The 23,065-nt window shown below is 64.8% G+C and carries 25 protein-coding genes; 23 read left to right on the top strand and 2 right to left on the bottom strand.

Annotated features, from left to right (window positions below):
* From P3H15_RS27305 to P3H15_RS27245, 13 genes are all read left to right on the top strand, one after another.
* The gene (locus P3H15_RS27305; RefSeq protein WP_276140098.1) at positions 1-237 is read left to right on the top strand and encodes a hypothetical protein; all 237 of its coding nucleotides are present in this window, start codon (positions 1-3) and stop codon (positions 235-237) included.
* Positions 238-381: 144 nt separating this feature from the next.
* Positions 382-1,098, top strand: a complete 717-nt coding sequence (locus P3H15_RS27300; RefSeq protein ID WP_276140097.1) for a hypothetical protein — start codon at positions 382-384, stop codon at positions 1,096-1,098.
* A 22-nt stretch (positions 1,099-1,120) separates the two neighbouring features.
* Positions 1,121-1,492, top strand: coding sequence for a potassium transporter (locus tag P3H15_RS27295; RefSeq protein ID WP_276140096.1), 372 nt, complete (start codon positions 1,121-1,123; stop codon positions 1,490-1,492).
* Positions 1,493-1,504: 12 nt separating this feature from the next.
* The gene (locus tag P3H15_RS27290) at positions 1,505-2,518 is read left to right on the top strand and encodes a major capsid protein (RefSeq protein ID WP_276140095.1); all 1,014 of its coding nucleotides are present in this window, start codon (positions 1,505-1,507) and stop codon (positions 2,516-2,518) included.
* A complete protein-coding gene (locus P3H15_RS27285) occupies positions 2,518-2,889 on the top strand; it encodes a hypothetical protein (RefSeq protein ID WP_276140094.1) in 372 nt (123 codons plus the stop codon). The genes P3H15_RS27290 and P3H15_RS27285 overlap by 1 nt, the downstream gene beginning before the upstream one ends.
* Positions 2,873-3,268, top strand: a complete 396-nt coding sequence (locus tag P3H15_RS27280) for a hypothetical protein (protein ID WP_276140093.1) — start codon at positions 2,873-2,875, stop codon at positions 3,266-3,268. Before P3H15_RS27285 ends, P3H15_RS27280 begins: the two co-directional genes overlap by 17 nt.
* Positions 3,268-3,645: a hypothetical protein gene (locus P3H15_RS27275; RefSeq protein WP_276140092.1), complete on the top strand. Its 378-nt coding sequence runs from the start codon at positions 3,268-3,270 to the stop codon at positions 3,643-3,645. Before P3H15_RS27280 ends, P3H15_RS27275 begins: the two co-directional genes overlap by 1 nt.
* A gap of 6 nt (positions 3,646-3,651) precedes the next feature.
* Positions 3,652-3,939, top strand: coding sequence for a hypothetical protein (locus P3H15_RS27270; protein WP_276140091.1), 288 nt, complete (start codon positions 3,652-3,654; stop codon positions 3,937-3,939).
* Positions 3,939-4,241, top strand: a complete 303-nt coding sequence (locus tag P3H15_RS27265; protein WP_276140090.1) for an HK97 gp10 family phage protein — start codon at positions 3,939-3,941, stop codon at positions 4,239-4,241. Before P3H15_RS27270 ends, P3H15_RS27265 begins: the two co-directional genes overlap by 1 nt.
* Positions 4,238-4,711: a hypothetical protein gene (locus P3H15_RS27260; RefSeq protein WP_276140089.1), complete on the top strand. Its 474-nt coding sequence runs from the start codon at positions 4,238-4,240 to the stop codon at positions 4,709-4,711. The genes P3H15_RS27265 and P3H15_RS27260 overlap by 4 nt, the downstream gene beginning before the upstream one ends.
* 103 nt (positions 4,712-4,814) lie before the next feature.
* On the top strand, positions 4,815-5,411 hold the full coding sequence (locus tag P3H15_RS27255; RefSeq protein ID WP_276140088.1) for a hypothetical protein: 597 nt from the start codon (positions 4,815-4,817) through the stop codon (positions 5,409-5,411).
* 41 nt (positions 5,412-5,452) lie between these two features.
* Positions 5,453-5,827: a hypothetical protein gene (locus P3H15_RS27250; protein WP_276140087.1), complete on the top strand. Its 375-nt coding sequence runs from the start codon at positions 5,453-5,455 to the stop codon at positions 5,825-5,827.
* Positions 5,828-5,907: 80 nt separating this feature from the next.
* A complete protein-coding gene (locus tag P3H15_RS27245; protein WP_276140086.1) occupies positions 5,908-6,300 on the top strand; it encodes a hypothetical protein in 393 nt (130 codons plus the stop codon).
* Positions 6,301-6,335: 35 nt separating this feature from the next.
* Here P3H15_RS27245 and P3H15_RS27240 read toward each other — a convergent pair whose 3' ends face one another.
* Positions 6,336-6,749: a hypothetical protein gene (locus P3H15_RS27240; RefSeq protein WP_276140085.1), complete on the bottom strand. Its 414-nt coding sequence runs from the start codon at positions 6,747-6,749 to the stop codon at positions 6,336-6,338.
* Between the two features lie 98 nt (positions 6,750-6,847).
* Here P3H15_RS27240 and P3H15_RS27235 point away from each other — a divergent pair, with 98 nt between their 5' ends.
* Genes P3H15_RS27235 through P3H15_RS27190 form a run of 10 tightly spaced genes read left to right on the top strand, consistent with a single transcriptional unit; the run spans position 6,848 to position 21,578 of the window.
* On the top strand, positions 6,848-11,623 hold the full coding sequence (locus P3H15_RS27235; RefSeq protein ID WP_276140084.1) for a phage tail tape measure protein: 4,776 nt from the start codon (positions 6,848-6,850) through the stop codon (positions 11,621-11,623).
* Positions 11,620-12,486, top strand: coding sequence for a hypothetical protein (locus P3H15_RS27230; protein WP_276140083.1), 867 nt, complete (start codon positions 11,620-11,622; stop codon positions 12,484-12,486). Before P3H15_RS27235 ends, P3H15_RS27230 begins: the two co-directional genes overlap by 4 nt.
* The gene (locus P3H15_RS27225) at positions 12,483-14,063 is read left to right on the top strand and encodes a hypothetical protein (protein ID WP_276140082.1); all 1,581 of its coding nucleotides are present in this window, start codon (positions 12,483-12,485) and stop codon (positions 14,061-14,063) included. The genes P3H15_RS27230 and P3H15_RS27225 overlap by 4 nt, the downstream gene beginning before the upstream one ends.
* A gap of 48 nt (positions 14,064-14,111) precedes the next feature.
* Positions 14,112-14,984, top strand: a complete 873-nt coding sequence (locus tag P3H15_RS27220) for a M15 family metallopeptidase (RefSeq protein ID WP_276140081.1) — start codon at positions 14,112-14,114, stop codon at positions 14,982-14,984.
* A 2-nt stretch (positions 14,985-14,986) separates the two neighbouring features.
* Positions 14,987-15,499 carry a holin gene (locus P3H15_RS27215; protein ID WP_276140080.1) on the top strand — a complete coding sequence of 171 codons (513 nt, stop codon included), beginning with the start codon at positions 14,987-14,989 and terminating at the stop codon, positions 15,497-15,499.
* A 2-nt stretch (positions 15,500-15,501) separates the two neighbouring features.
* Positions 15,502-15,855: a hypothetical protein gene (locus tag P3H15_RS27210; protein ID WP_276140079.1), complete on the top strand. Its 354-nt coding sequence runs from the start codon at positions 15,502-15,504 to the stop codon at positions 15,853-15,855.
* Positions 15,852-16,922: a hypothetical protein gene (locus P3H15_RS27205; protein WP_276140078.1), complete on the top strand. Its 1,071-nt coding sequence runs from the start codon at positions 15,852-15,854 to the stop codon at positions 16,920-16,922. The genes P3H15_RS27210 and P3H15_RS27205 overlap by 4 nt, the downstream gene beginning before the upstream one ends.
* Positions 16,919-18,733: a hypothetical protein gene (locus P3H15_RS27200; RefSeq protein WP_276140077.1), complete on the top strand. Its 1,815-nt coding sequence runs from the start codon at positions 16,919-16,921 to the stop codon at positions 18,731-18,733. The genes P3H15_RS27205 and P3H15_RS27200 overlap by 4 nt, the downstream gene beginning before the upstream one ends.
* Positions 18,734-18,758: 25 nt before the next feature.
* Positions 18,759-20,447, top strand: a complete 1,689-nt coding sequence (locus P3H15_RS27195) for an SGNH/GDSL hydrolase family protein (RefSeq protein ID WP_276140076.1) — start codon at positions 18,759-18,761, stop codon at positions 20,445-20,447.
* 36 nt (positions 20,448-20,483) lie between these two features.
* Positions 20,484-21,578: a GDSL-type esterase/lipase family protein gene (locus tag P3H15_RS27190; RefSeq protein WP_276140075.1), complete on the top strand. Its 1,095-nt coding sequence runs from the start codon at positions 20,484-20,486 to the stop codon at positions 21,576-21,578.
* Positions 21,579-22,213: 635 nt separating this feature from the next.
* On the opposite strand, the gene P3H15_RS27185 is transcribed toward P3H15_RS27190, so the two are convergent.
* Complete coding sequence (locus P3H15_RS27185; protein ID WP_276140074.1) at positions 22,214-22,615, bottom strand: hypothetical protein; 402 nt, start codon at positions 22,613-22,615, stop codon at positions 22,214-22,216.
* Positions 22,616-23,065: the final 450 nt, after the last annotated feature.

Below are 23,065 nucleotides of genomic sequence, written 5' to 3'. Positions count from 1 at the left end.
ATGCCGATGAGCAACAATCGCCTGTGGGATGACAGCGTCTTCGCACCACCTGGGACACCGCTTCCACCCCCGCAGTTCACCATCTCGCTGATCACACGCCTCGGGCTTGCCCGAGCTAGCGACGCGGAGAAGGCGAAGGGGATCGAACAGTGGCTTGAGTGGCACATACCGTCTGAGCGGCTGAAGAAAAGCCTGATCAAGAGCGGCTACAAGCACCTCCTGCACCTCCCCGCTTAACACACACCACAGACAAGGCCCCGTGAGCAATCGCTCCGGGGCCTTTGTCATGCCCACATTCGCCCTGCTCAGCGCAGGGATTCTCATAGCCACCCGCACGGGGTGACTCCATGCCCGCAATGGGCGACCGAAGGAGATATCCGCATGTCGAGCACCATCCTGCCCATCCACCCCATCACTGGTCTCACCGCACTGGGACTGACCAAGAAGGGGCGTCCGATCTGGCCGGTCATCGGCGGAAACGGTGAGGACGACGGCGACACCGGCGACAAGGACCCCGACGACGAGGACCCGGACGAGGACCCCGACGAAGATCCTGACGCCGATCCCGACGACAACCCCGACGACGAGGACAAGCCCCTCGGCCCGAAGGGCGAGAAGGCCCTCGCCGCGGAGAAGGACAAGCGGAGGGCAGAGCGCAGCCGCCGAATCACCGCCGAGCGGGAGAACCGTCAGCTCAAGGCGCAGCTCGCCTCGAAGGCCAAGCCGAAGGTCAAGGAACCCGACGACGACGAGCGTGAGCGTGTCATCGAGGAGCGCCTGACCGCCCGCGCCAACTCCCGCATCATCGCCGCGGAGGTGAGGGCAGCGGCCGCAGGGAAGCTGTCCGACCCCGCGGATGCACACAGATTTCTCGACCTCGATCAGTTCGAGGTCAGCGAGGACGGCGAAGTGGATCCGGACGAGATCGCCGATGCGATCGACGACCTGCTGAAGAAGAAGCCGTACTTGGCCGCGCAAGGCGGCACCCGGAAGGCCCCGAAACCCGACCGCCGTCAGGGCGGTGGGTCGCGCGAAGCGACAGGGACGATGGCCGCCGGTCGAGCCGCCTATCAGGCGCGAAACCCCAAGAAGAACTGACCTCTGAAGGAGGGAATGCACCATGGATCTGCAGATCAAAACCGAAAGCTTCGGGCAGGACGACCAGTCCTGGCTCGCGTCCGCACACGGAACGGACACTGCGCGCACGATCAACCTGAGTGTCGCGACGTTCACCGCGGGCACCCACTACCCCGACGGCTGGCTGAAGTCGGGCCTGCCGCTGAAGAAGGTCGCCGGTGGCCGCTACGGACTGTGGTCGAACGGCGACACCGACCCGATCGAGGGCCACCTCTTCACCGCCACGAAGGTCCCCGCCGGCGCCACCGTTGTCGCCGGCGCCCTGCACTGGCACGGCGCCGTCGTCGTGGCGAAGCTTCCCACTTCCGTCAACGCAGCTGGCCAGGCCACTGCCAAGTCCATCCGATACTTCTAAGGAGACTGAGCAATGGCACTTGTGCTGAACAGCGACTACATCACTCCGGTCGAACTGACCGGGTACGTGCGTGAAGCTCTCGCTGACCGACCCATCAACGACCTCGCGCTGATCGACGATCTGCTGCCCGATCTCGTCGTCGATGACGTCGACTTCCGGGCGAACATCACCGAGCGCGGACTGAAGCGCATGGCGAAGTTCCGCAGCTGGGACGTTGAGGCGCCGCAGTCGAAGCGGAAGGGTGTGACCCGGATTTCCGGTGAGCTGCCCCCAATTTCGGAGAAGCGGCGACTCGGTGAATACGACCGGCTGCGGCTTCGGAAGGCGGATGCCTCGATCATCAAGCTGATCCAGGACGACGCCGTTGAGCTGGCGGACGCGCTTCGCACCCGCCTGATCGTGGCCAAGGCGCAAGCCCTGACGACTGGAAAGGTCAGCCTCGCGGAGGACGGCATCGAGATCGAGGTGGACTTCGCCCGCAAGGCAGGCCACACGATCGTGGCCACGACGGTGTGGTCCGGGGCTGCGGATCCGATTGCCGACCAGGAGAGCTGGTTCTCGACGTTCCGGATCTCGAACTCGGGTAACCCGACCCGGGCGGTCACGTCGCAGCGGGTGATGTCGAACCTGATGAAGAACGCTGCGATTCGGGCGTACTGCCTGCCCCCCGGCTCGACGCAGGGGATCGTGACCTTCGAACAGGTCAACGCCCTCTTCACGTCGTTCGGGCATCCCCGGTTTGAGATCTTCGACGCTCAGGTCGAGGACTTCGATGGGGATCCGACGCGGCTCATCCCCGATGACTCCGTTCTGTACATCGGGTCCGCCAAGCTCGGCGAGACCCTGTGGGGTACCACGGCCGAATCGATCGAGCCTGACTACGAGATCGACGCGTCCGAGGCTCCCGGCATCGTCGTCGGTTCCTACATCGACAACGACCCGGTCGGTCGCTGGACCAAGGCGTCCGGGGTCGGCCTGCCGATCCTCGGCAACGCCAACGCGACCATGATCGCGAAGGTGCTGTGATGGGTGGCCGCCTGTCCGCGTTCGTCCACGTGGCCGACGAACAGGGCACCTATCACCAGTTCGGCCCGACCGACGCGGTGCCGGAGTGGGCTGCCGCGCAGATCACCAACCCCGCCGCGTGGGCCGACTCCCCTGCTGCAGTGGTGATCGAGGAGCAGGACTTTCCCGCCGGCGAACCGACCGAACAGTGGAAAGTCCCGGAGCTGTTCGCATACGCCATCGCGAACAGGGTCGACCTCGGTGATGCCAAGAAGAAGGCCGACATCGTCGCAGCTATCAAGGCTGCGGAGGAATCGCCTGAAGCCGGCACCGCGGACGCGAGCGGTGAGGGCGACAGCGGAGACGAGGGCGACGGTGACGGCACCGCCTGAGCCGCTCATCACCAGGACTGACGTCGAGGATCGGCTAGGGGAAACCCTGGCCGATCCCGAGGTCACCCAGGTCGAGTCGCTGATCACCTACGCGTCGTCGAAACTGAGGTCTCGCCGCTACCTCGCCATCGACGCGCGAATGCTCGACGGAACCCTCGACCGGGATCTCGTCAAGGGAACCGTTGTCACCGCGGTCGCCCGTGCCCTCGACGTGATCCGCACCGGGCTGCGCGTCCGGAGCAGCCAGTATCCGGAGAACACCGAGCAGTACGTTGACGCCGACCCGCGGCTCATCTACTACACCGACGACGAACTCGCCGAGCTCGACCCCGATGTGGGTGAGACAAACGCCGGCGCCTTCACGATTCGAGTGTTCTGATGCCGAAGTTCCAGGATCCATGGGTACTACTTCGACACAACGAACCCCAGTACGACGAGTCGTCGACGGGCAACAGAAGACCAGTCCCACCGACCGAGGTCCCGTGGACGGGTGAGCTACAGCAGCGGCAGCTGTCGGCATCATCCGTCGACGCCGGAAATGTCGAGTTCGAGGACGGACACGTCAAGAGTTCCTATGTCCTTCTCCTCGACCCGGGACTCGACCCCCTTCCTGCCGCGCGAGACAAATTCCGCGACGCAGACGGCGACGTCTATCAGGTGGTCGGTAAGGCGCGGGAACGGCGTCCGCGCCGGCGTCCGCGCCGGGTTGCATACATCGTCGTCATCGTGCGTCGATCCAACGACATCAAGGAGTGAATCAGTATGGGCGAGAACAAGTCCGAACCTAATCCGAACTTCGTCACCTTCACCACGGAGGATGGCCGAACGGTCTCCACCGCGGCCGGGTCGCGGCGACACCTCGAACATCTCGCCGAGCAGAAGGCGAAGGCCGAGGCTGTTGCCGACGAGACCGTGCCCAACGCGGGCGCCGAGACCGAGACCAGCAACGAACTCGGTGCGGCCGATGCCCCCGACACGGCGGCCGAGACCGGAACCAACGGTCGACGCGCCCGCGGCAGCAAGGTTGCCGGAGACACCGGCGGCAGCTGATGGCCGCCCGACTGAGGGTCTACCCAGGTCCGCTCCGTGGTGAGGCGTTCGAGGCGTCCTTCGACGGACGCCTCGACATCGGCCAGACGATCGCGGATGAGGCCCAGGCCGACGCACCCGTTCTCACAGGTGACTACCGGGACGGCATCAGCGTCGAAGCTGTCGGAAGTCGTGTCTTCGTCGTCGACGACGACGAGGACGCGGTCTTCAAGGAGTACGGCACCGTCGACACTCCGCCGCACGCCGCCCTGACAAACGCGGCGTCCAGGTACGGCGACTATCAAGGATGGAGGCCGCGATGAGGATCGTGCTCCCATATCCGCCTGGAGCGGTGCGTGAATATCTCATAGGCGTCGAGGAGTTCACCGATCTGATTCCGGCATCGCTGATCACCACGCGGGATACGCCGGACGTGATCACGCGGCCGTTCGCTCTCATTCGACCAGTGGTCACACCAGGCAAGGACCCGATGCTGCGCCGGCCGATGGTGCAAGTCGACGTCTACTCCCCGGATCTCAACGTCATCCTCGCAAGCGCCGATCCAGAGGTCGTGGCGCTGTTCGGTGGCGTGGACCCGGAGGAGTCGACGTGGAACATCGCGGCGCTCGCCGGGGAACTCCTGGGGCGCGCGCGACAGCAGACCTTCCGCAACTGCACTTGGGCTGCGGAATGGAAAGAGGGTCCGCTGTCCATTCCCGAGAAGACACGCGGCGAGGACATTCCGCTGTTCCGCTCGCCCGTTCGGGTCGAGCTCAAAATGCTGGTCCGCTGACCAGCTCCACAACGTCCCGCCCCGGGTGCTTGCCTGGCACGTCCGGGGCGGGACCACCCCACTGTGCTCACGGCAACTGTGAGCCGATCCAGGAGGAATATCCGTGAGTAACTTTGCCAACCCCCAGGACGCGTACGCGTGGCTCGACGGCGACGCCTTCCGCGGCACCGCGGGCGCCGGTATCCCCACCAACGTATTCACGCTTACCGGCACCACTCTTCCGCTGACACCCGCTGTGACCGGACCGCCTGCGATCCCCGCCGTCACCTGGCCCGCCTTCGGCGGTGTTGAGGCGGGCATCCAGAAGACACCCTCACAGAACGTCACCAAGCTGCATGCGGCGAACTACCGCAAGGCCCCGTACAAGGTGATCCGCGAACCCCTCGACGACACCTTCAAGTTCCGGGCCCTCGACTACTCGAAGGCATCGGTCCTGACCGCCCTGCAGGGCGGCTCGATCGAGGAAGTCGGAACCGGAACCGGCATCTACGAATGGGTTATCGAAGAGGCCGAGGAGTTCGCTTTCCTGTGGGTCTCGAAGCAGGCATCGGATGGTGTCGCGTTCTACTGCGAACGGGTCACGCTCGGCGCTCCGGTGCCGTCGACGGTCGCCGACGGCAAGTCCATCGACGGCTTCGACTTCGAAATCATCAACCTCGCACCCGTGCGCCGACTGCGCACCAAGGACGACCTCGCCTGATCTGGCGTAGGTAACCCGACCACCCGATACGGAGATAACCCATGCCAGGCAAAAGCAAGAACACCGAGGACCGGGACGAGACCACCGAGGCCGTCCCGGTCTCCGGCTCCGAGGCGTTCGAGCTCACCAGCGACCTCGCCATCCCATCCGCCGATCCGGTTCCTATCGCATTCCTCGGGAAGCCCTACTCGGTGCGTCGTGGCTACGCCCCGGAGGAGGTACTCGAGTTCTTTAACCTCTCGCGAAAGCGTCTGTACGACAAGATCCTGGAGATGCTGATCTGCGAGGGGGATCCGGCTGAGCTGTGGGCCGCCTTCGAGAAGAGATCGATGCCCGAGTTGATGCACGTGTACCTGCCGCGGATCTACAAGATCGCGGGCCTGATGAACGCCCAGGGGGAATTCCTCGCGTACTGATCTCCCTCACCACTGAGGATGGTTGGTACGCAGCCTATTCCCGGTTCCGGCGGATCTTTCACACGGACCTGCGGTACGAGATGGCGAACACGTACTGGCGCGACGTCGTGGCCATGCTTGAGGACGCCGAAGAGCAGGATCAGCAACGGTTCCGAGACTCGGAGAATCTGGCGATGCTCGTCGACCGCGAGGACTTCTACCTCACCGGCGAGTACGTCGACAAGATCACCGACCCTGATGACCCCGAGGTCAAAGCAGCCCGAGAGCGCCGCAAGCGGGCAGGGATCAAGCCGCCGCCTGTCCCGGTGCTCCGTCCTATTGCGCTTCGTCGCGCGGATCTGACCGAGCTTCGAACAGAGCAGCATGACGCGCTGATGGCGCAGTTCACCCAGCCGAGGGCAGCGGCCCCCGACGACCGAGTCAGCGCTGACGAATTCAAACGTCTCGCAGACCGGATCGACGCCCTGCAATAGGCGGCCGAGGGATGGACTTCGGGTGGGGTTCGTTCCTAAGCCGTCGAAACAGTGCTGCTGCCCGTTCTCGAATCAGTGGCAGTGTCGCGTCGCTTTCCGAACACCCCAACAGCGCCTACTGCCAGACCGATGGCAACGGTGAACCCGACCAAGATGCGTCGGTCGCCGATTAGCTCATTGCAGGTGCTTTCGAACTGAGTGAGGGGTGCGATCTCAGGATCAAGGCCGAGGCTTCTGCGAACACCGTTCAGGTCTTGCTTGAGCTGGTGGTCGAAGTCCACTTTCTCGGCTTCGGAAGTATCGGGGATCAATGCGCTCCCGCAACTGATCGTGTCCCAGCTCCAGTGGTCGGACGCTTTCAAAGGCCAGAAGCCGAGAGCGATTCCGGCCAATAGCAGTACAGCTCCGATGCTCCCGATCGCGGTTGCCGAGATCTTGCTGAGTTTCATTTCTTCTCCCTGGACCAGTGGTTTTCGGGAGCTTACAGCGTGGTTCACCCTCGTCGTCTCCGGTCGGCGATTAACACGCAGATAGCTGGAGGTGCTCAATGGCCGGTGGCCGCATCGACATCGAGGTTGGGCTCGACATGAAGTCCCTGCCTGCGCAGATGCAGGCAGGGGCACAACCCGCTCTCAACATGGCGAACAAGATCGCCGGTGCCATCGGCATCTCGCTCGGTGCGGCTGCCGCCGGGGCGACGGTCAAGCAGATCATCACGATCGGCAACGACTACACGAACACGATGAACACGATGCAGGCGGTGTCGAAGGCGACCGACTCGCAGATGGCAGCGGTATCGGAGCGGGCGAAGCAACTCGGCAACGATGTCCAGCTTCCGGGAACGTCCGCCTCTGACGCCGCTGCGGCGATGACCGAACTCGCCAAGGGCGGATTCACAGTCGAGCAATCCATGGCGGCAGCGAAGGGCACCCTGCAGCTGGCCGCTGCCGCGCAGATCGATGCAGCGTCGGCGGCCACAATCCAGTCGCAGGCGCTCCAGGCGTTCGGGCTCGACGCCAACTATGCAGGCAAGGCAGCAGACGTTCTGGCGAACACCGCAAACGCATCATCCGCCGAGATGACGGACGTTGCACAAGGTCTGCAGCAGGCCGGCAGCGTGGCGAATCAGTTCGGTCTCACGATCGAAGACACGGCAGCATCGCTGGGTGTCCTCTCCAATGCCGGCATCCAAGGGTCGGATGCAGGCACCCTGATCAAGTCCACGCTCCTGGCCCTGACGGATCAGGGAAAGCCTGCGCAGGCGGCGATCAAAGAGCTCGGCCTGACGGTCTACGACGCGCAAGGCAAGTTTGTCGGGATGTCGTCGTTGTTCGGCCAGCTCGACGCGGCCGCGGAACGCATGACTGACGAGCAGTATCAGGCGGCGACGGCCACCCTGTTCGGGTCCGACGCGATGCGTCTGGCTGGTATCGCAGCCGAGCAAGGCGCTGGCGGGTTCGACACCATGCTAGCCGCCGTGAACCGGCAGGGCGCTGCAGCGGAGGTCGCCGCGGCGAAGACGCAGGGGCTGCCGGGTGCTATGGGTTCGGCGCAGAACGCTGCCGAGAATCTCGCCCTGGAGATCTACGACCTGGTCGACGGCCCGATGGAGTCCTTCGCCCGGGCTGCTGCCGACAAAATCGGACAGGCCACCCCGGCAATCGTCGATGGGCTCAAGTCTGCTGGTGAAGCTGTCGGCGAGGTCGGATCGAAGTTCCTCGAACTACCAGCCTCCGTTCAGGTGGCGGCCGGCGCCTTCGCCGGGATCAAGGCGTTCAACCTCGACGACACCGTGGGCGACTGGATCGAGAAGGCCAAGACCAGCCTGTCCGGATTCCGCGACGAGATGGAAGAGGTTCGCCTCACCCTCGCCGAAGAACAGCTGGAAGCCAACCCACCTGAGCTGCAGTCGAATACCTTCGAAGGTCAGTTCGAGGAGATTCAGTCCCTGCTGGAGGGGCAGGAAGAGTCGATCTCTGACCTGGTTGCCTCGTGGTCCACCTTGGAGGCGCGCGTCCCGGCGGTCGCCCGCATGGGTGATGCGTACAGAGACGTGTCCACCCGCGCCCGGGATATGGCCGACCGTCATCGTGATGCCGCCGCCCAGACCTCGGGGTTGTCCAGCCGCCTCCGGTCCGCCGGTGCATCGGCAGTGCAGTTCGGTGGTCAGCTCGGAGGAATCGCCGCCGCCGGTGCGAGCGGGCTGAAGTCTGCAGTCGGCGGCCTGGTCTCGGCCATGGGTGGCGGGTTGATGGTGGGTATCACCGCCGCCACCACTGTGGTCGGTGCCTGGTACCAGAACATCAAAGAGGCCGAGGCTCACACCAAGGCCTACGATGACGCCCTCAAGAACATCAAGACCACGCAGTCAGCCCTCGGTGACATCTTCTCCCTGAACGAGGGCAAGTACGACGACCAGGCGATGGCGAACATCACCAGCCAGGTCAACGACCTCTCGACCGCGTACAAGGAAGCCAGCGCCAACGACGCCAAATGGAACAACGTCGCGTCCGACGTCATCGGTGACATCGTCATGCCATGGCGCGGGGCGGGCGACGACATCTCCTTTGAGATGGACCGCATCGGCCTGGCGAATCGTCAAGCGCAGGATGCCCTTGGGAAGACCAAACTGTCCAGCGAACAGATCGCCGAGAAGCTCGCCTCGGACGACACCACCTGGCGGGAATTCGAGAAGACTCTCCGCGCCTCCGGCGACGGCGGGGCGAAGGCAGCCGATGATCTGAACAGGACCCGCAGCGAGATCCAGACCCTCAACGACATCGCCCGGCGCACCACACCTGGGTTCTTCACGATGACGGAGGCCGTGAAGGTCCTTGCCGACGAATCATCTAGCGCCGCAGACCGACTCGACGCCATGCGCACCGTGCTCGACATCATGTCGGGAAAGCCGATCGCCGCCTCCGACGCCTTGCAGAAGTACAATCAGCAGGTTCGCGAGACAGCGGCGGCCACTTCCGAGGCGTGGGACCGCACGCAGGGCTGGGGCCAGGAACTGGTCAACGCAGACGGCACCGTCAACACAGCGAGCGCCAACGGCGACAAGCTCCGCACAATGCTTCGGGACATCACCGAGGCGACCCTGACCGCTGCCTCGTCCGGCAACGACATGGGTCCGATCTGGGAGAAGAACGCCCAGCAGTTCGCCGAACTCGGCACCGCGGCTGGGATGTCGAAGGAAGAGATCGAGCGGCTCGCTGCGTCGGTCGGGTACGCCCCGAAGAACTTCGAGATCCTCGCCAGCCTCGCTGGTGCCGACAGCGTCGAGCAGCAGCTGTTCGCGATCAAGGCGCTGCTCGACCAGAACGCCAACGGGATCGACATCCCGATCTCGGCGCTCACCGACGACGCCAAGAAGGAGATCGAGGCCGCCGGCATCAAGGTCGAGGAGGTCACCGGCAAGCCCGGTGTCTTTCACATCTCGGCGCCGAACCAGGAGGCGCTCGCCGCCATCCAGGCGGTGATCGACAAACAGCTCCCGGGCAAGACGCTGATGATCACGGTCGACGCGCAGGCCACCGCGGCGGCGCAGCGAGCGTTCAACGCCACCGGGCAGCAGGGTCCGGTCGCACCGATCCTCGTCGAGCCCAAGGCCAAGGGCGGCGAGATCAACGGCGGCACCCCCGGCAAGGACTCGGTTCCGATCCTCGCGATGCCGGGCGAGCACATGCTCACCACGGAGGACGTCGATCGACTCGGCGGCCAGGAAGGTGTCTACCGATTCCGGGCCGCGCTGGCGAACGGAGAGGTCGGCAAGTTCGAGGTCGGCGGCGCGGTCGGCACAACCGCACGGGAACGGATCGAAGCTCTCGGCGCGGCGATGGACGGCGTCCCCTACGTGACCGGTGGTGCGTCCCTAGCAGGTGCCGACTGCTCGGGATTCGTGGCGCAGCTGCAGCGTGCAGCTCGGGGCGAGGAGGATCCGCAGGGCCGGTTGGGCACTACATATGACTTGCTCGCGGGGAGCTGGCCTGACCTTGTCCCTGGTACCAAGGGGCCATTCGTCGTCGGAACCAGCGAAGAGCACATGGCCGCGACGATCTTCGGCACCAATTACGAGTCCGGTGGGTCTTACGGTGCCGCGAAGGTCGGCGGAACGGTGGGCGCGTTCGATGCCCAGTTCGGTGGCAACCAGTACTACCTGCCGTGGGAGAAGTTCTCCCCGGCTATCACCTCGGCATCGGAATCAGTCGGTGACTACTCGGACCGCGATTCGTCGTCCTCGTATTCGTCGTCGGGCAAGAAGAAAGCGACGTGGACTGCGAAGGACGAGACGGACCTCAAGTCCGCGGTCGTCGCTGTAGAGCAGGCGAAGGAAGCCCGGGAGCGCGTCAATGCCAATCCGAAGAAGACCGACGCGGACCGCCGTCAGGCGCAACTGAAGGTCGAGAAGGCTGAGCTGAAGGTCAAGGGCTACGAGGAAAAGCGGGACGCAGCGAAGGCAGGCAAAGACGCACCACCGGCCCCGGATGCACCCGACCTCACCACCGCGTACACCGACGACGAGCTCAGCCTCCGCAGCGCTGAACGCGCGGTGGAGAAGGCGCGCCTGGACCGCAACGAAGTGTACGACGATGCCGAGTCCACCCAGGACGACAAGGACGAGGCTGATGACCAGCTGCAGCAAGCGATCAACTCCCTCGAAGAAAAGAAGAAGGGTGACAGCAAGTCGGGGGACTCCTCGCTTCCCAGCACCTGGTCCGACTTCTTCGGCGAGATCGGGAAAGAGTTCATCAGCAGCAACGTCAGCGACATCCTCGGCTACTACGGCGCCGACAACATCGGTCCACTCGCCCAAGCGGGTATGGCTGTGGGTAAGGCAGCGGCGAACGGCTTCAAGGAAGAGCAGGACAAGACGTCCGAGCGCAAGCTGCCGTTGGCCGACGTCCCGATCACCGACGAGGAAGCCAAGACCCAGCTGCCGGTGACACCGTTCAGCACACCGGACTGGATGCAGAACATGCTCAAGTCCCTTGGTGATGTGAAGGTGTTCGACACCGGCGGGCGGTGGCGTCACGGAGAACTCGGCCTCAACCTGTCCGGCCGGGACGAGTTCGTCCTCAACCCGCGGGAGACCGCGGACATGGACGAGACCAAGCGCATGTTCCAGGTGCTCCGGGCCACCGGACAGAACGCGCTTGCGGCGCCGCAGCAACAGGCCGGGCCACGGAATCCGTTCGACTCACTGCGGCAAACCGTGGTCAACGCCAACGGCGCCGACCGCAACGAGGTCGCTGCCGGGATCCGCAAGGCCGACCAGGAAGAACGGTGGCGCTACGCGCAGAATCGAGGACTGGGAAATTGACATTCTTTCCTGACGGCACCGCGAACGTTGTTCTCGCCGGTCCGGGTGAGTCGTCGGATCTGCCGGAACGTGCCTGGTACCTGTCCGAGCACCACCTCGTGGGGCGTGAGTCCTGCGGGGTGGTGCTCGCACCCGGATGGGCGGACTACACCGAACCGAAGGCGAACCACCTGTGGTTCAAGACCGCGCGCGGCGAGGGTGCGTTCTGGCTCGGCGCAGTCACTGAACCTCGGGAGTTCTTCCTTCCCGTGTATGTGCACCGAACACAGGGGCGCCCGTTCCACGACATCAACGACGGGTTCTGGTCGGACATCGACTACCACTTCGAGTCCAGGCTGCACGTCAACTCGACACGGGGCACGAAGTTCGTCGACTTCCGGTTGGCGGATCAACCGAAGGTAGCCACCGAGTACGACCCCATCTTCGACAGTTTCCAGCCCTACCTGGTGCCGGTGATCTGCGGCCGGCCGTGGTGGTTCGGACCCGAGGACGTGTTCGAGTGGGTCAACGGGAAACCTGTCGAGGGCCGCAAGCTCCGCAACTCCGGCGACCAGAAGGCGTCGCCGGAGTGGACGATCCAAGGCCCGGGCGCATTCCAGATCCCGGATGGGCAGGGCGACACCGTGGTGACGACCCCGAACCTGTATCCGGGTGAGATCGCGCGTATCCACACCGACCGATCGAAGTACATCGCGAAGTCCAACATGCGCCCGAACCTGTACCGGGACATGGGTGCTCAGCGGTTCCGATATCCGGTTCCCGGCCGTAAGTCGCTGGACATGTCGAAGCTGCGGGTCATCGGCGGCAATGAGTATTCGTCGGCGGTGTGCACGATCAATCCCAAGTCCAGGAGGCCATGGTGACCACCCCGGTACTCGACCCCTCGCTGGATCAGCCGTCAGCACTGGACTGGTGGTCGGCGCAGATGCACGCCGAACTCATCGATGGCACCCCCGCCCGCGGGGACGCCGCCGAGTTCGACATCGAGATCTTCGACTCCGCGTACGGCCCGCTCGGGATGATCGGCGACTACGCGACGTGCAAGGTGAAGTTCACCCACAACGCGGTTGGAGTCGGTGAACTCGTCCTCGCGGGTGACAACGAGTTCGGCAAGCTGATCATGTCCTGCGACGAAACAGTGGTTCCGATCCGCGTCACCTACAACGGCCGGCACTTCGACTCCCGCGTCCTCAAGGCCGTCAAGCGCGGCCTCAAAGGTCAGAAGACCATCACCGTCACGTTGGTCGACACGTGGGCGTGGTTCCACGCGATCATGGCGTACCCGATGCCGCTGCCCGGCTTCGAGGAAGCGCAGATCACCCCGCAGGATCTATACATCGGTCCGCTGCGCGGCGGGATCTACTGGTACCTGCAGCGCAACGTGTGGCGGCTCCAGCTCCGCACCGGCCAGTGCCCGATCACGCTCCTCCCCTACGACGCACTGCACGACACCTCCGAAATGGTCACCATGCAAGCCCGGATGGTGCCGTTGGATGAACTGTTCACCGAGCACCTCAAGGGCAAGTCGGTACAGGTGCGGGCACGGATGTGGATCAAGGACCGCGACCCGCAACCGATGCCCGACAAGATCACCCTCCTCGAGTCCCAGGTCATCGTCGACGTCGTCGACCGACCGAAGACCGGCGGCCTGGTCAACACCGGCACCATCATCGACTCGCTCGTGAACACGATCGGTGAGGCGATCGCCGACGGAATCGACGCAGTGATCGGTGGTTGGATGCCCGGGCTGGCGGACATCATCACCGACAAGCTCAAGCAGCAGGAGCTGCCGTCGTGCATCTGGTCCGAGGACTCCGATGGAATCCTCGACGCCACAGTCGAAGCCACCCACCCCAATGGCTACTCGGCGGTGGTCGGCGGGACCAGCCCGACGTGGGTGAACAAACTCCTGCAGATGGGTGTGGAGGCCGGGATCACCGCCCTCCTGGCGTGGGCCGGGCTGATCATCCCCGGTCTGGCGACCGCCCTGTCCGGAGTCCTGAACGACATGTTCCTGGCGTTCATGAAGGCCACCGACTACCAGCTGAAGAAGAAGCTCGGGAAGTTCGCCCTCCCCGAGGTGTTCGGCAACGGCGGGTCCGGCGCCTACACGTGGTCTGGTAAGGCGGTCGCCGAGAAGACGTTGTTCGAGAACGCCGGCAAGCGCCGCGCCAAGGTCGAGGTCGTCGACTGGGCACCGTTCGGTGCGTTCGAGGACTTCGACACCGGCCACCTCGTCGGCTGGGAGGACTCCGACGAGGACGACACCCTCTTCGACCGCGTGCACTCCATCGAGGTCGAAGACACCCGCGAAGACCGGGTCAAGGTCACCTCCGTCATCGGCGACGACGAACCGGACAAGATGCCCGGCCAACTGATGGGCGAGAAGATCGCCCGCCTGTTCTCGTTCGTCAACGCCGCCGCCATGGCCATGAACTGAGCAACAGAAATCGCTGGCGCTCAATATAACTCGACAGAGGAGATATCCATGGGCACACGCTCATACCAGGGCTACACCCACTCCGAAAACGGGTGGCCCATCGTCGACACCGCGGAGATCGTCACCGTCACCGTGCCCGGCACCACCCAGCAGATCGAACTGTGCCGCGGTGACGTCGCGACCGTCCTCGTCGGATGGATGATCTGGTACCACCGCAACGTCGAACCAATCGACCGGTTCAAACCCCGCGACGACTGGGGCTTCTCCTGGGACAACGACGTCCCCAACAGCAACCACCTGTCCGGCACCGCCGTCGACATCAACGCCACCCAGTACCCGTGGACCCGGCTGACGATGCCGGCCGACCGCGTCGCAAAGGTCCGGGCCGGTCTGAAGCTGTTCGAGGGCTGCATCTTCTGGGGCCGCGACTGGGCCCGCGTCGACGAGATGCACTACCAGATCGGTGTCGACGCCGCCCGACTGAAGGCGTTCGCGGACAAGCTCAACAACGGCCACCTCGGGATCTACGGCATCCCACAGCCCGGCCCCATCATCCCCGCACCGACCCCGACTCCGGAGGTACCCGTGACAAACATCTGGGACATTCCCATCCCTACCCAGTTCGGAACGCAGATGCCCGCGTGGGAGCTGCTGTCGTGGATCGACGGCCGCCTCGTCCGCACCGAGATCACCGTCAACGCGTCGATTGAACTGCACCGGCAGAACCAGCTGCTGCTCGCCGCCATCCTCGACCAGCTCGGCGGGCTCGGCACCGCCGACGCACTGCTCGGCAAGGACATCCCCGGCGGGCCGTTCCAGGGATTCGAACAGGGCGGAGGCCGAACCCTCTACGACCTCACCTCCGCCCTCGCCGCCACTGCCGGGATCCCCGGCGCACTCGACAAGAAAGCAGGCAAGTAGTCATGGGTGATCACGAATACATCGAGCCGAGTATCGAACTTGGCAGCCTCGACACCAAGGCGTTCTGGTTGGACGCCCTCGACCGCGCGGGACGCTCGTTCCTGCAGAACGTGCTGGTGTTCTTCGGCGCCGGTGTCACCATCGTGTCGGTGTCGTGGACCAGCCTCCTCGGTGCCGCGGCCCTCGCCGCAGTGGTGTCGTTGATCCTCGCGGTGTCGACGGCGACCGCTGTCACATCAGGGAACTTCCTCGTCGACCTCGCCGACCGGGCCGTGCGCACTGGGGCCGGATCGCTGGCCGCCGCGTTCCCGGTGACCGGCAGCATCCTCGATATCGATTGGCCGGCATCGCTCACGATCGCCGGTACCGCGGTGCTGTTGTCCGTAGTGACATCGCTGCTGGCTGAGAACCGTGGATCCGCGAAGGGCCTGCCCAGCCTCGCGCCGGTCGACCGTGTCACGGTCCCGCCCGTGATCAACCCGACCGGGGGCGTCACCGAACTCCGCGGGGACTGAGCGTGGCCGGGCTACTCGATTGGCTCGATACCTTCGGGCTCGGCGCCATAATCCTGGCCCTGCTGCTGTGGATCCGCAACCTGCGCAAGGACCGCGCCGAGTCCGGGAAGCTCGACGCCGAAGCGGCGCAGATCATCGCCGACGCCGCCGCAGCCCTCGTCGGCCCGCTCAGCGAGCGGGTAGGTCGGATGGAGCAACGCATCGAAATCCTCGAGGTCGAGAACACCCACAAGACGAAGCTGCTCGACTCGGCGATCCGGTTCATCCGGGAGCTGCTGTCGTGGATCGCCCGCCATGTCCCCGACCACCATCCACCGACGATCCCTGCGGATCTGGAAAGTGAGATCCAGTCATGACCGGTTTCAACTTCACCCTGCCGATGACGCTGAAGCTGCGGCTGAAGGATCAGTGGGACATCCGCACCACCGGCCGCGGTGTCGCCGAGATCGAGGCCGGCGAGATGGACGTCGATGTCCTCGCATACAAGGGCGACCAGGGTGATCCCGGCCGCGACGGTGTGCCGCCGAGGTTCATGGGCGACGTCGCCACCACCGGGGATCTGCCGGACCCGAACGATCTGGACCCGGACTACGACCTCGGCCAGTGGTGGGGCATCACCGGAACCAACGACGCCTGGTTCTACAACGGCACCCCGACATTGGAGCGCCGCCAGAACTACATCGGCGCCCAGGGTGTCGCCGGTCCTGCGATCACCCTGACCAAGGGCACGATCACCCAGGGCACGGACTGGAACTTCTCCCTCGAAGAGGTCGGTTCCAACGCCTACAAGCTGAACATCGTCGCCAAGCCTGGCCCCGCCGGCGCCGACTCCACCGTCCCGGGCCCGACCGCAACGATCGAAACCGCCTCGGACTTCGACGACACCACCGAACCCAAGACCGGCGACGTCCTGGTGAAACTGGCCAACGGCAAGTGGGGCCCGGGCACCGTCGCAATGTCCCCTGGTGTGTACAAGAAGGTCGGGTCCGAGACGTCCTGGCTGGCGATCGATACCGGCAACAACTGGTCCGGCGACTTCCAGACGATCACCACCCTCACGATCCCCGCCCAGCCATGGGCTTACGAGCCGGACGTGTACGGTCTCGTCGAGTTCAGCGTCGCGGCGATCAACAACGTGCGGATGGATCTCGAAGCCCGCCTCGGCGCCGTGTCCGGTCCGCTGCTCGGCCGCGGCGCCGGTGACGCGGTGGGGATCTTCGAATCGGAGTGGACAGCCCGCACCCTGGTTCCGGCTGCCGACGAGACGGCGCCCGCCGGCGCCGGGTCGACGATCGTCCCGGCCGGGACCGCGGCAACCATCTACCTGATCGGTCGACGTGTCGACTCCTTGGCGCAGATCCGGTTCCAGACCCGCAAGGAACGGGCGTTCCTGCGCGTCCGCCCGATGCCGGTGATCGCATGACCGACCGCCCCACCCCGGAGTTCTTCGACCCGGCGAACCCGCACATCGGGTTCACCGGGTCGGAGTTCGGCCCCCCAACATCCGGACTGGACTTCTCAAAGCTGACCGCAGTGAAGAAGGCGGGCCAGACCCTGGGCGCGGGGATACAACGCCCAGCGACCGGGATCATCGAAACCCTCACTGGCGTCATCGACGGCAGCCTCGAGGACCTCGAAGAATGGATCCTGTCCATCCCCATCCTCGGCGACATCTGGGCCGTGGTGAAGAAGGTCATCACCGGCGACGGAGACATCGAGATACCCGATATCCTCGGCGACGCCCGCGACTTCCTCGCGAACCTTGACCGGATCCTGCAGCAGATCGTCGACATCCTGCGAGGCCTGGTCGTCACCCCGATTAACGAAGCCGTGCAGGGCGTGAAGGACTGGTTTGCGGATCTCCTCGGATTCCGATCCACCACGACAACGAACGTCACGACTGCACTGACGGCCGCCGAGCAGGCGCAGACCGAGGTCAGCAACATCGGACAGTCGGTCGTCACCGTCGCCGATCAGGTGAACGCGACCATCGGTGTGCCGTACTGGATTTCCCCGAACCCGTTTGAAGACGTGTCTTTCCCGGTGTGCTATCTGATCCCGGACCGCGTCCCCGCGACCCCGACCGGGGTCGCGAACGGTGGTGACGGTGACGGCAGCATCCCGTCGTCCGGCAACCATTCGCATGCCGTCACGGTCACCACCCAACAGCCGATGATGACGATGGTCAACCAACGGCTCTACCTCATCCCGATCCGGGCGTTGCAGAACCGTCCCTACTCCACCCAAGGGTTCGTCACCGACGGCACCGCGGGCATGGGGTTCATGTTCCAAGGGGTCTACCGTGTCGACGCCAGCACCGGTCTCGCGACGAAGGTCTACGACGCGGGCAACATCAAGGGCTCGCTGATCACCGGGTCGACGCCGGTGCACCAGCGGCTGCAGGCGCCCTCCGACATCATCGCCCAGGCGCAGGAGAACATGTACCTCGGTCTGCTCGCCACCGGTGGGGGAACGATGGCGAAACTTGCGGCAACCCTCGCGATGAAGGTGATCCCCCCGGCCGGGGTGTTCCCCCCGGTGCTGACGGGGTACGTCGACGGGCTGTCGTCCCTGCCGTCCACGATCAGCAACGCCAGCATTCAAACCGATTTGGGTTTCCAGGTGTGGGGATGCCTCGGACAGCCGACCGAGGCGTACGACCCCGGCGCCCAGTTCGCGTACTCGGACTCCTTCAATCGATCCGACGGTGCCGGGTATGGGGCGTCGTGGATCACTGTCGGCGCGAACCAGGGCGTCGTCGGCGGGATGGCTGGCATCGTCTCCGGGTTGCACTCCGATGGCGCTCGTGGGGCGTTGTTCATCAACCCCCTCAACACCGACCAGCAAGAAGCGCGGATGATCCTGGGCGACAACCCGAACTCCCGTGGCACCTCCCTGTATGTCCGGTCGCGGAACGACTTCTCCAGCTATGCGGTCGCGCAGATCAAATCAACTGGGAAGTACATCGGGAGCGGCACGTCGCTGTCGAGTGCGACCGTCCGGCGATCCGACACCTCGACCCCGGTCCTGACCGCGGGGGCAGAGGTGGTCTTCACCGTCGACGACGACGATGTCTACACCCTCACCTACCCAGGAGGGGAGATCTCCTGGGACGACTCGACCGGCATCGTCCCCAAGGGAAGTCAATGCCGATACGTCGGGTTCGGGCTCGAACGCGCCGCCTTCACCAACTCCGCACGAGTGAACTCGTGGTCCGGAAAGGACTTCCTGTGATCCACCATGCAAATGAGGAGGCCTGATGGCTCTCGGATACTCCACGGTCCGCGTGAACGTGACCGCACTCGTCGTCGATGGAGTCGACTCCGACGACCTTCCCGACGACACCCCACTGACAGGGACGCTGACCCTCACACCGATGGTCGCCGAAGGCAGCACGATCCTGTACGACGACGCCGGCACATTGAAGATGAAGGCGCTGACCACGCTCGAGGTGTCGATCGACAGCCAGGGAAACATCAATCACCGCAACCGTGACTACGTCAAGGTCGTTGCCCCCACACCGGCGACCACGAACATGGCGGAGTTGCAGTGGCGTGCCACGTTCAGTGACCTGAAGTACGGGTCGAAGTCGACGCGGATCAACCCGATCTACTTCTACGCCGTCCCGGACACCGAGATCAATCTCGCTGAGCACGTCAACGTCGCTCCGAGTTCCACCGCGGTGCAGCTCTCGCGCGGTCCCCGTGGGTTCGCCGTGGGCGAAGTCATCAGCGACGGAGGCGACCTCGTCTTCCGACTCGACGACCAGGAGTCCACCGAGGTGGGTCGCGTGGCCCTTTCCCCAGCGCTGCTTCCCCCCGGCGGTGTCGACGGCCAAGTCCTCGGCCTCGTCGGCGGTCAGCTCGCCTGGGTCAACAGCGGTGCGGCCGATGTCGACGGCCCGCTCGCGCAGGCCTCGTTGGCATACCGGACAGCGGCACTAGCGGCGGGCACCACACGGCTAAAGATCCTCACGATCGGTGACTCCACCAACGACGGCTACGGCAACCCGGGTGGCCCGGACCAGTGGGCGAAGACGTGGCCGCTCAAGCTTGCATCGCTCCTGCGAGAAGACTTCGGTCTCGCGGCCGGCGGCCGCGGCTGGATCCCGCCGTCGACACCGCTGGCACCCGGCAACTACATATGGCGGCCGGCCACGCTGCTGCCGAACGGGTACGCCCTCGACGACCTCACGACACAGGTCGGCATCCCCGGATCGCTGTGGCTGCAGCGCGGGCACGTCTCCAACGTCGACGAGGTCACCTACACCCTGTCGGCCGGGACGACCGCGGTCGACATCGTCACCACCGGCTACGGCGGCAACATGACCTTCACGCCCGCCACCGGATCCCCGGTCACCCTCGACTCCACCGGAGACCGGGTCGTCACCCGCATCACCAACCCCGGATCGACGGTCAACATCCACGCCGCGTCCGGTGTCGGCTTCGCCCTCCTGGGCGTCATCGAGTACGTCGCCGATTCCACGGCCGGCGTGACGCAATGGAATCTCTCCCGGGGTGCGATGGCCGCCCACGAGTACGCGGCGTGGCTGGCCGCCGGCGACAAATCCCTGAAGCCGCTGATCGCCGCCTACGCACCGCACGTCGCCCTAGTCTGCCTCGGCGCCAACGACTACCAAGGCGGACGCACCCCCTCGCAGCTGGCGACAGCCCTCACCGCAATTCACACCGACATCACCGCCGCCAGCGCTGACACCGAGGTCGTGTACCTCATCCGCCCCCTCGCCGACGACCCCGAACAGACCACCACCTGGACGGAGTATGTCGAGACGATCAGCACCACCGCGGCCAGCCTCGCCGCGCACGTTCTCGACACCCGCGACCTCGCCGGCACGGGCCTCTACATCGCCGACGGCGTGCATTTCACGGACGCCGGCAACACAGCCATGGCCCAGGCCGCCGCCGCGTACATGAAGGTCGCGGGCTAGCCAGCCCGCCACCCCACGACAACTGAAAGGCAGAACATGTCAGAGCTCGTCACCGCACACTGGATCAACCGCCTCGTCCGCCGCGACGAACGACCCGTCAAGATCGTCGTCCTGTCCGACTCCGAGGCAGACGGCTTCAGTGCCGGCGACTCCAATGGTGTCAAGGACTTCCGCCGCACCTGGCCCTACCTGCTCGCCGACGAACTCGGCAAGCGCCTGGGCATCCCTGTCAGCAAGTGGATTCCATGCGACACCCCTAACGCCGACCATCCCAACTACGAATACCGGCCGACCGAGTTCGACACCCCCCTCGACACCGCTGATCGGACCGGCGACACCAATGGTGTACCCGGCTCGGTCTGGCTGAGCAACAGTGGCCCCTCCGGGCAGACCCAGTCCCTCACGTGGGATGTCGGCGGCGACACCGACGGGTCGATGTTCTGGGCCGAAGTCGTTGTCCGCGGCTACCCGAACTACGGCACCACGGACATTGACATCACCAGCGACGCGGTGACCACCACGGTCACGCCCGGCGGCCAGCTCGAGCGGTACCACCTCGGCGGGAGCTTCGGCGTCGCCCCACTCGGCGCCGAGATCCGCGTGGACAACTCGGTCGACGGCTGCCAGATCATGGGCATCGTTGAACACAAGAATGACGACGCCGTCGCCAACGGCCTGCACATGTACAACCTCGCCTTCGCCGGCAAGACCGCGCAGGACTATGCCGGCTGGACGGGTATCGCCGAGGGCCTGCCGGAACTCCTGGCGGATGTTCAGCCGGATCTGGTCATCATCGCCCTCGGCGGCAACGACTGGAACGACGGCCGCACCACCGCCGAACTGAAGGCCGACCTCGCGGCGATCGTGGCGAACGTGCAAGGCCGCTCACCTGACAGCGAGTTCTTGTTCATCGTCCCTCGATACAACGACCAGATCGGCCTCGACCCGTGGGAATACTTCGAGACGGCGATCGCCGAAGCCGCTGATGCTGCTGACTCGCTGGTACTCACCACGCAGTGGACGACTCCCCCTGGAGCGGACGGGCTGTTCCTGACCGACGGGGTCCATCTCACACTCTCGGGCGCCCGGTCCTACTCGGATCTCCTGCTCCCGGCGCTGTACCCGAGGTAAGTCGCACGATCCCGCGATTGATATGCCCGCTATGTCAGTGCGGTAGGTGTTGCATCGGCGGTAATAAAATGACCATTCCGACCGAGATCACGAAAATATGATCTGCACGTTCAACGAAAACGCCCCCACTCTCATCGCGAGAGTGGGGGCGTTTTCGTGTGGCGTGAGGATGACCCCGCCGATCGCAGTCGGGAATGCTTGGTCGGCGGGGCCTGCGCCGGGCTGTCGAGGCTTGCATCAGCTACCCGGCGCGAGGGAAATATTAGACGGGAGTACCAGTTTCCGCGAGCACTGGTTTCTGCACCACCGCGAGACATGGGCCAGCGTCAGATCGACCCCGGCCGCACACCCTGGGGCCGGGGTCTTGCCGTCACGTCATCGGGAGGGACGCATGACGACTCACAACGCGCGTCCCGGGCGAACCCCTCAAAAGATCCGCCCGGACGCGCCCAGAGCCGACCATACGCCGCGGGCTACGTCTCGGAGTCGAGATGAACGAACCCCGCCGGCCACGGGGGTTGGTCGGCGGGTCCGCAGCACAGACCGCCCTATCAGAGTGCACTCTCGCCGATGTCATCACGATCGTTCGCGCCCCCGATCTCGAGGAAGGGCCTGGGGCGCGATGCAATGTCGGGCTAGCTGACTTTGCCGAATGTCCATCCGTTGACATGTGTGAGGCTTCCCCGCCACAGCCCGATGTTGACGTTCGCTGAGCCAGCGATCAATTTGGTGTCGCGCAAGTGAATCCAGAGGGTGTCATCTATGTCAACGTCAGTGACCTCCTCGCCCTGACGCTCTGTGTACTGGTTCAGGATGGGTTCGAAGAAGTTCGACATACCTGTCTTCTCTCCGAGCTGGCGGAAGTAGTCGGCGCCCGAGATCAGGTCTCCCGAGATGACCGAGCCATCCATAGTCAGGAGTACCGGAAGCGAATTGCCGGTTGCGTTGGTCTCTGCGACGAGGTTTGTCAGCAGCGGGTCGCGGAACGGTGTGAGGTCGTCCCGCGTGGACTCTGCTTCGATGTTGTCGATGGTCATGGACGAATGTTAGAGGAGGCCCGGCCGGGCGCAGTCAAGCAGCGATCGGAATCACGCTCGCCTCTTCACGATCCAGGAGTAAGGCACGGAGCACGACGAAGCCCTCACCCTCAGTCTCTGAGGGTGAGGGCGTTCCTTCGTTGTCCACAACCTCCGTGGCGCGCCACACGAAAGCCTGGAGCTGAACCCTGACGCGTCCCGCCAGCTCCCAGTTGTACTGGCGGGACGCGATGCGTCGGCTCCAACGGTGGTACGCGAGCCGACGACAGAAGAAACAACACCATGCAGAGTTTGGGTGAGCAATAGTTTCGCGCGAGAACTTGACCACGAGAACCTCACACCCAGTAATGCTGCCGTTTCGATTGCGAGAAACGCCTCCACCTGATAGTCGGTGGGGGCGAAGTAGGTGAGACCCCGCCGATTGCATTCGGGGGTGCTTGGTCGGCGGGG

The organism is Rhodococcus sp. T2V (assembly GCF_029269925.1).
In the GTDB taxonomy this organism is placed as follows: domain Bacteria; phylum Actinomycetota; class Actinomycetes; order Mycobacteriales; family Mycobacteriaceae; genus Rhodococcus_F; species Rhodococcus_F koreensis.
The sequence above is the reverse complement of the archived record's forward strand: the minus strand, read 5'-3'. Positions and strand labels throughout refer to the sequence as shown.

What these genes read in the sequence shown, in the direction of transcription:
- P3H15_RS27305 (WP_276140098.1), top strand. Translation starts at nt 1, where the DNA reads ATGCCGATGAGCAACAATCGCCTGTGGGATGACAGCGTCTTCGCACCA.
- P3H15_RS27300 (WP_276140097.1), top strand. Translation starts at nt 382, where the DNA reads ATGTCGAGCACCATCCTGCCCATCCACCCCATCACTGGTCTCACCGCA.
- P3H15_RS27295 (WP_276140096.1), top strand. Translation starts at nt 1,121, where the DNA reads ATGGATCTGCAGATCAAAACCGAAAGCTTCGGGCAGGACGACCAGTCC.
- P3H15_RS27290 (WP_276140095.1), top strand. Translation starts at nt 1,505, where the DNA reads ATGGCACTTGTGCTGAACAGCGACTACATCACTCCGGTCGAACTGACC.
- P3H15_RS27285 (WP_276140094.1), top strand. Translation starts at nt 2,518, where the DNA reads ATGGGTGGCCGCCTGTCCGCGTTCGTCCACGTGGCCGACGAACAGGGC.
- P3H15_RS27275 (WP_276140092.1), top strand. Translation starts at nt 3,268, where the DNA reads ATGCCGAAGTTCCAGGATCCATGGGTACTACTTCGACACAACGAACCC.
- P3H15_RS27270 (WP_276140091.1), top strand. Translation starts at nt 3,652, where the DNA reads ATGGGCGAGAACAAGTCCGAACCTAATCCGAACTTCGTCACCTTCACC.
- P3H15_RS27265 (WP_276140090.1), top strand. Translation starts at nt 3,939, where the DNA reads ATGGCCGCCCGACTGAGGGTCTACCCAGGTCCGCTCCGTGGTGAGGCG.
- P3H15_RS27260 (WP_276140089.1), top strand. Translation starts at nt 4,238, where the DNA reads ATGAGGATCGTGCTCCCATATCCGCCTGGAGCGGTGCGTGAATATCTC.
- P3H15_RS27250 (WP_276140087.1), top strand. Translation starts at nt 5,453, where the DNA reads ATGCCAGGCAAAAGCAAGAACACCGAGGACCGGGACGAGACCACCGAG.
- P3H15_RS27245 (WP_276140086.1), top strand. Translation starts at nt 5,908, where the DNA reads ATGGCGAACACGTACTGGCGCGACGTCGTGGCCATGCTTGAGGACGCC.
- P3H15_RS27240 (WP_276140085.1), bottom strand. Translation starts at nt 6,749, where the DNA reads ATGAAACTCAGCAAGATCTCGGCAACCGCGATCGGGAGCATCGGAGCT.
- P3H15_RS27235 (WP_276140084.1), top strand. Translation starts at nt 6,848, where the DNA reads ATGGCCGGTGGCCGCATCGACATCGAGGTTGGGCTCGACATGAAGTCC.
- P3H15_RS27220 (WP_276140081.1), top strand. Translation starts at nt 14,112, where the DNA reads ATGGGCACACGCTCATACCAGGGCTACACCCACTCCGAAAACGGGTGG.
- P3H15_RS27215 (WP_276140080.1), top strand. Translation starts at nt 14,987, where the DNA reads ATGGGTGATCACGAATACATCGAGCCGAGTATCGAACTTGGCAGCCTC.
- P3H15_RS27205 (WP_276140078.1), top strand. Translation starts at nt 15,852, where the DNA reads ATGACCGGTTTCAACTTCACCCTGCCGATGACGCTGAAGCTGCGGCTG.
- P3H15_RS27200 (WP_276140077.1), top strand. Translation starts at nt 16,919, where the DNA reads ATGACCGACCGCCCCACCCCGGAGTTCTTCGACCCGGCGAACCCGCAC.
- P3H15_RS27195 (WP_276140076.1), top strand. Translation starts at nt 18,759, where the DNA reads ATGGCTCTCGGATACTCCACGGTCCGCGTGAACGTGACCGCACTCGTC.
- P3H15_RS27190 (WP_276140075.1), top strand. Translation starts at nt 20,484, where the DNA reads ATGTCAGAGCTCGTCACCGCACACTGGATCAACCGCCTCGTCCGCCGC.
- P3H15_RS27185 (WP_276140074.1), bottom strand. Translation starts at nt 22,615, where the DNA reads ATGACCATCGACAACATCGAAGCAGAGTCCACGCGGGACGACCTCACA.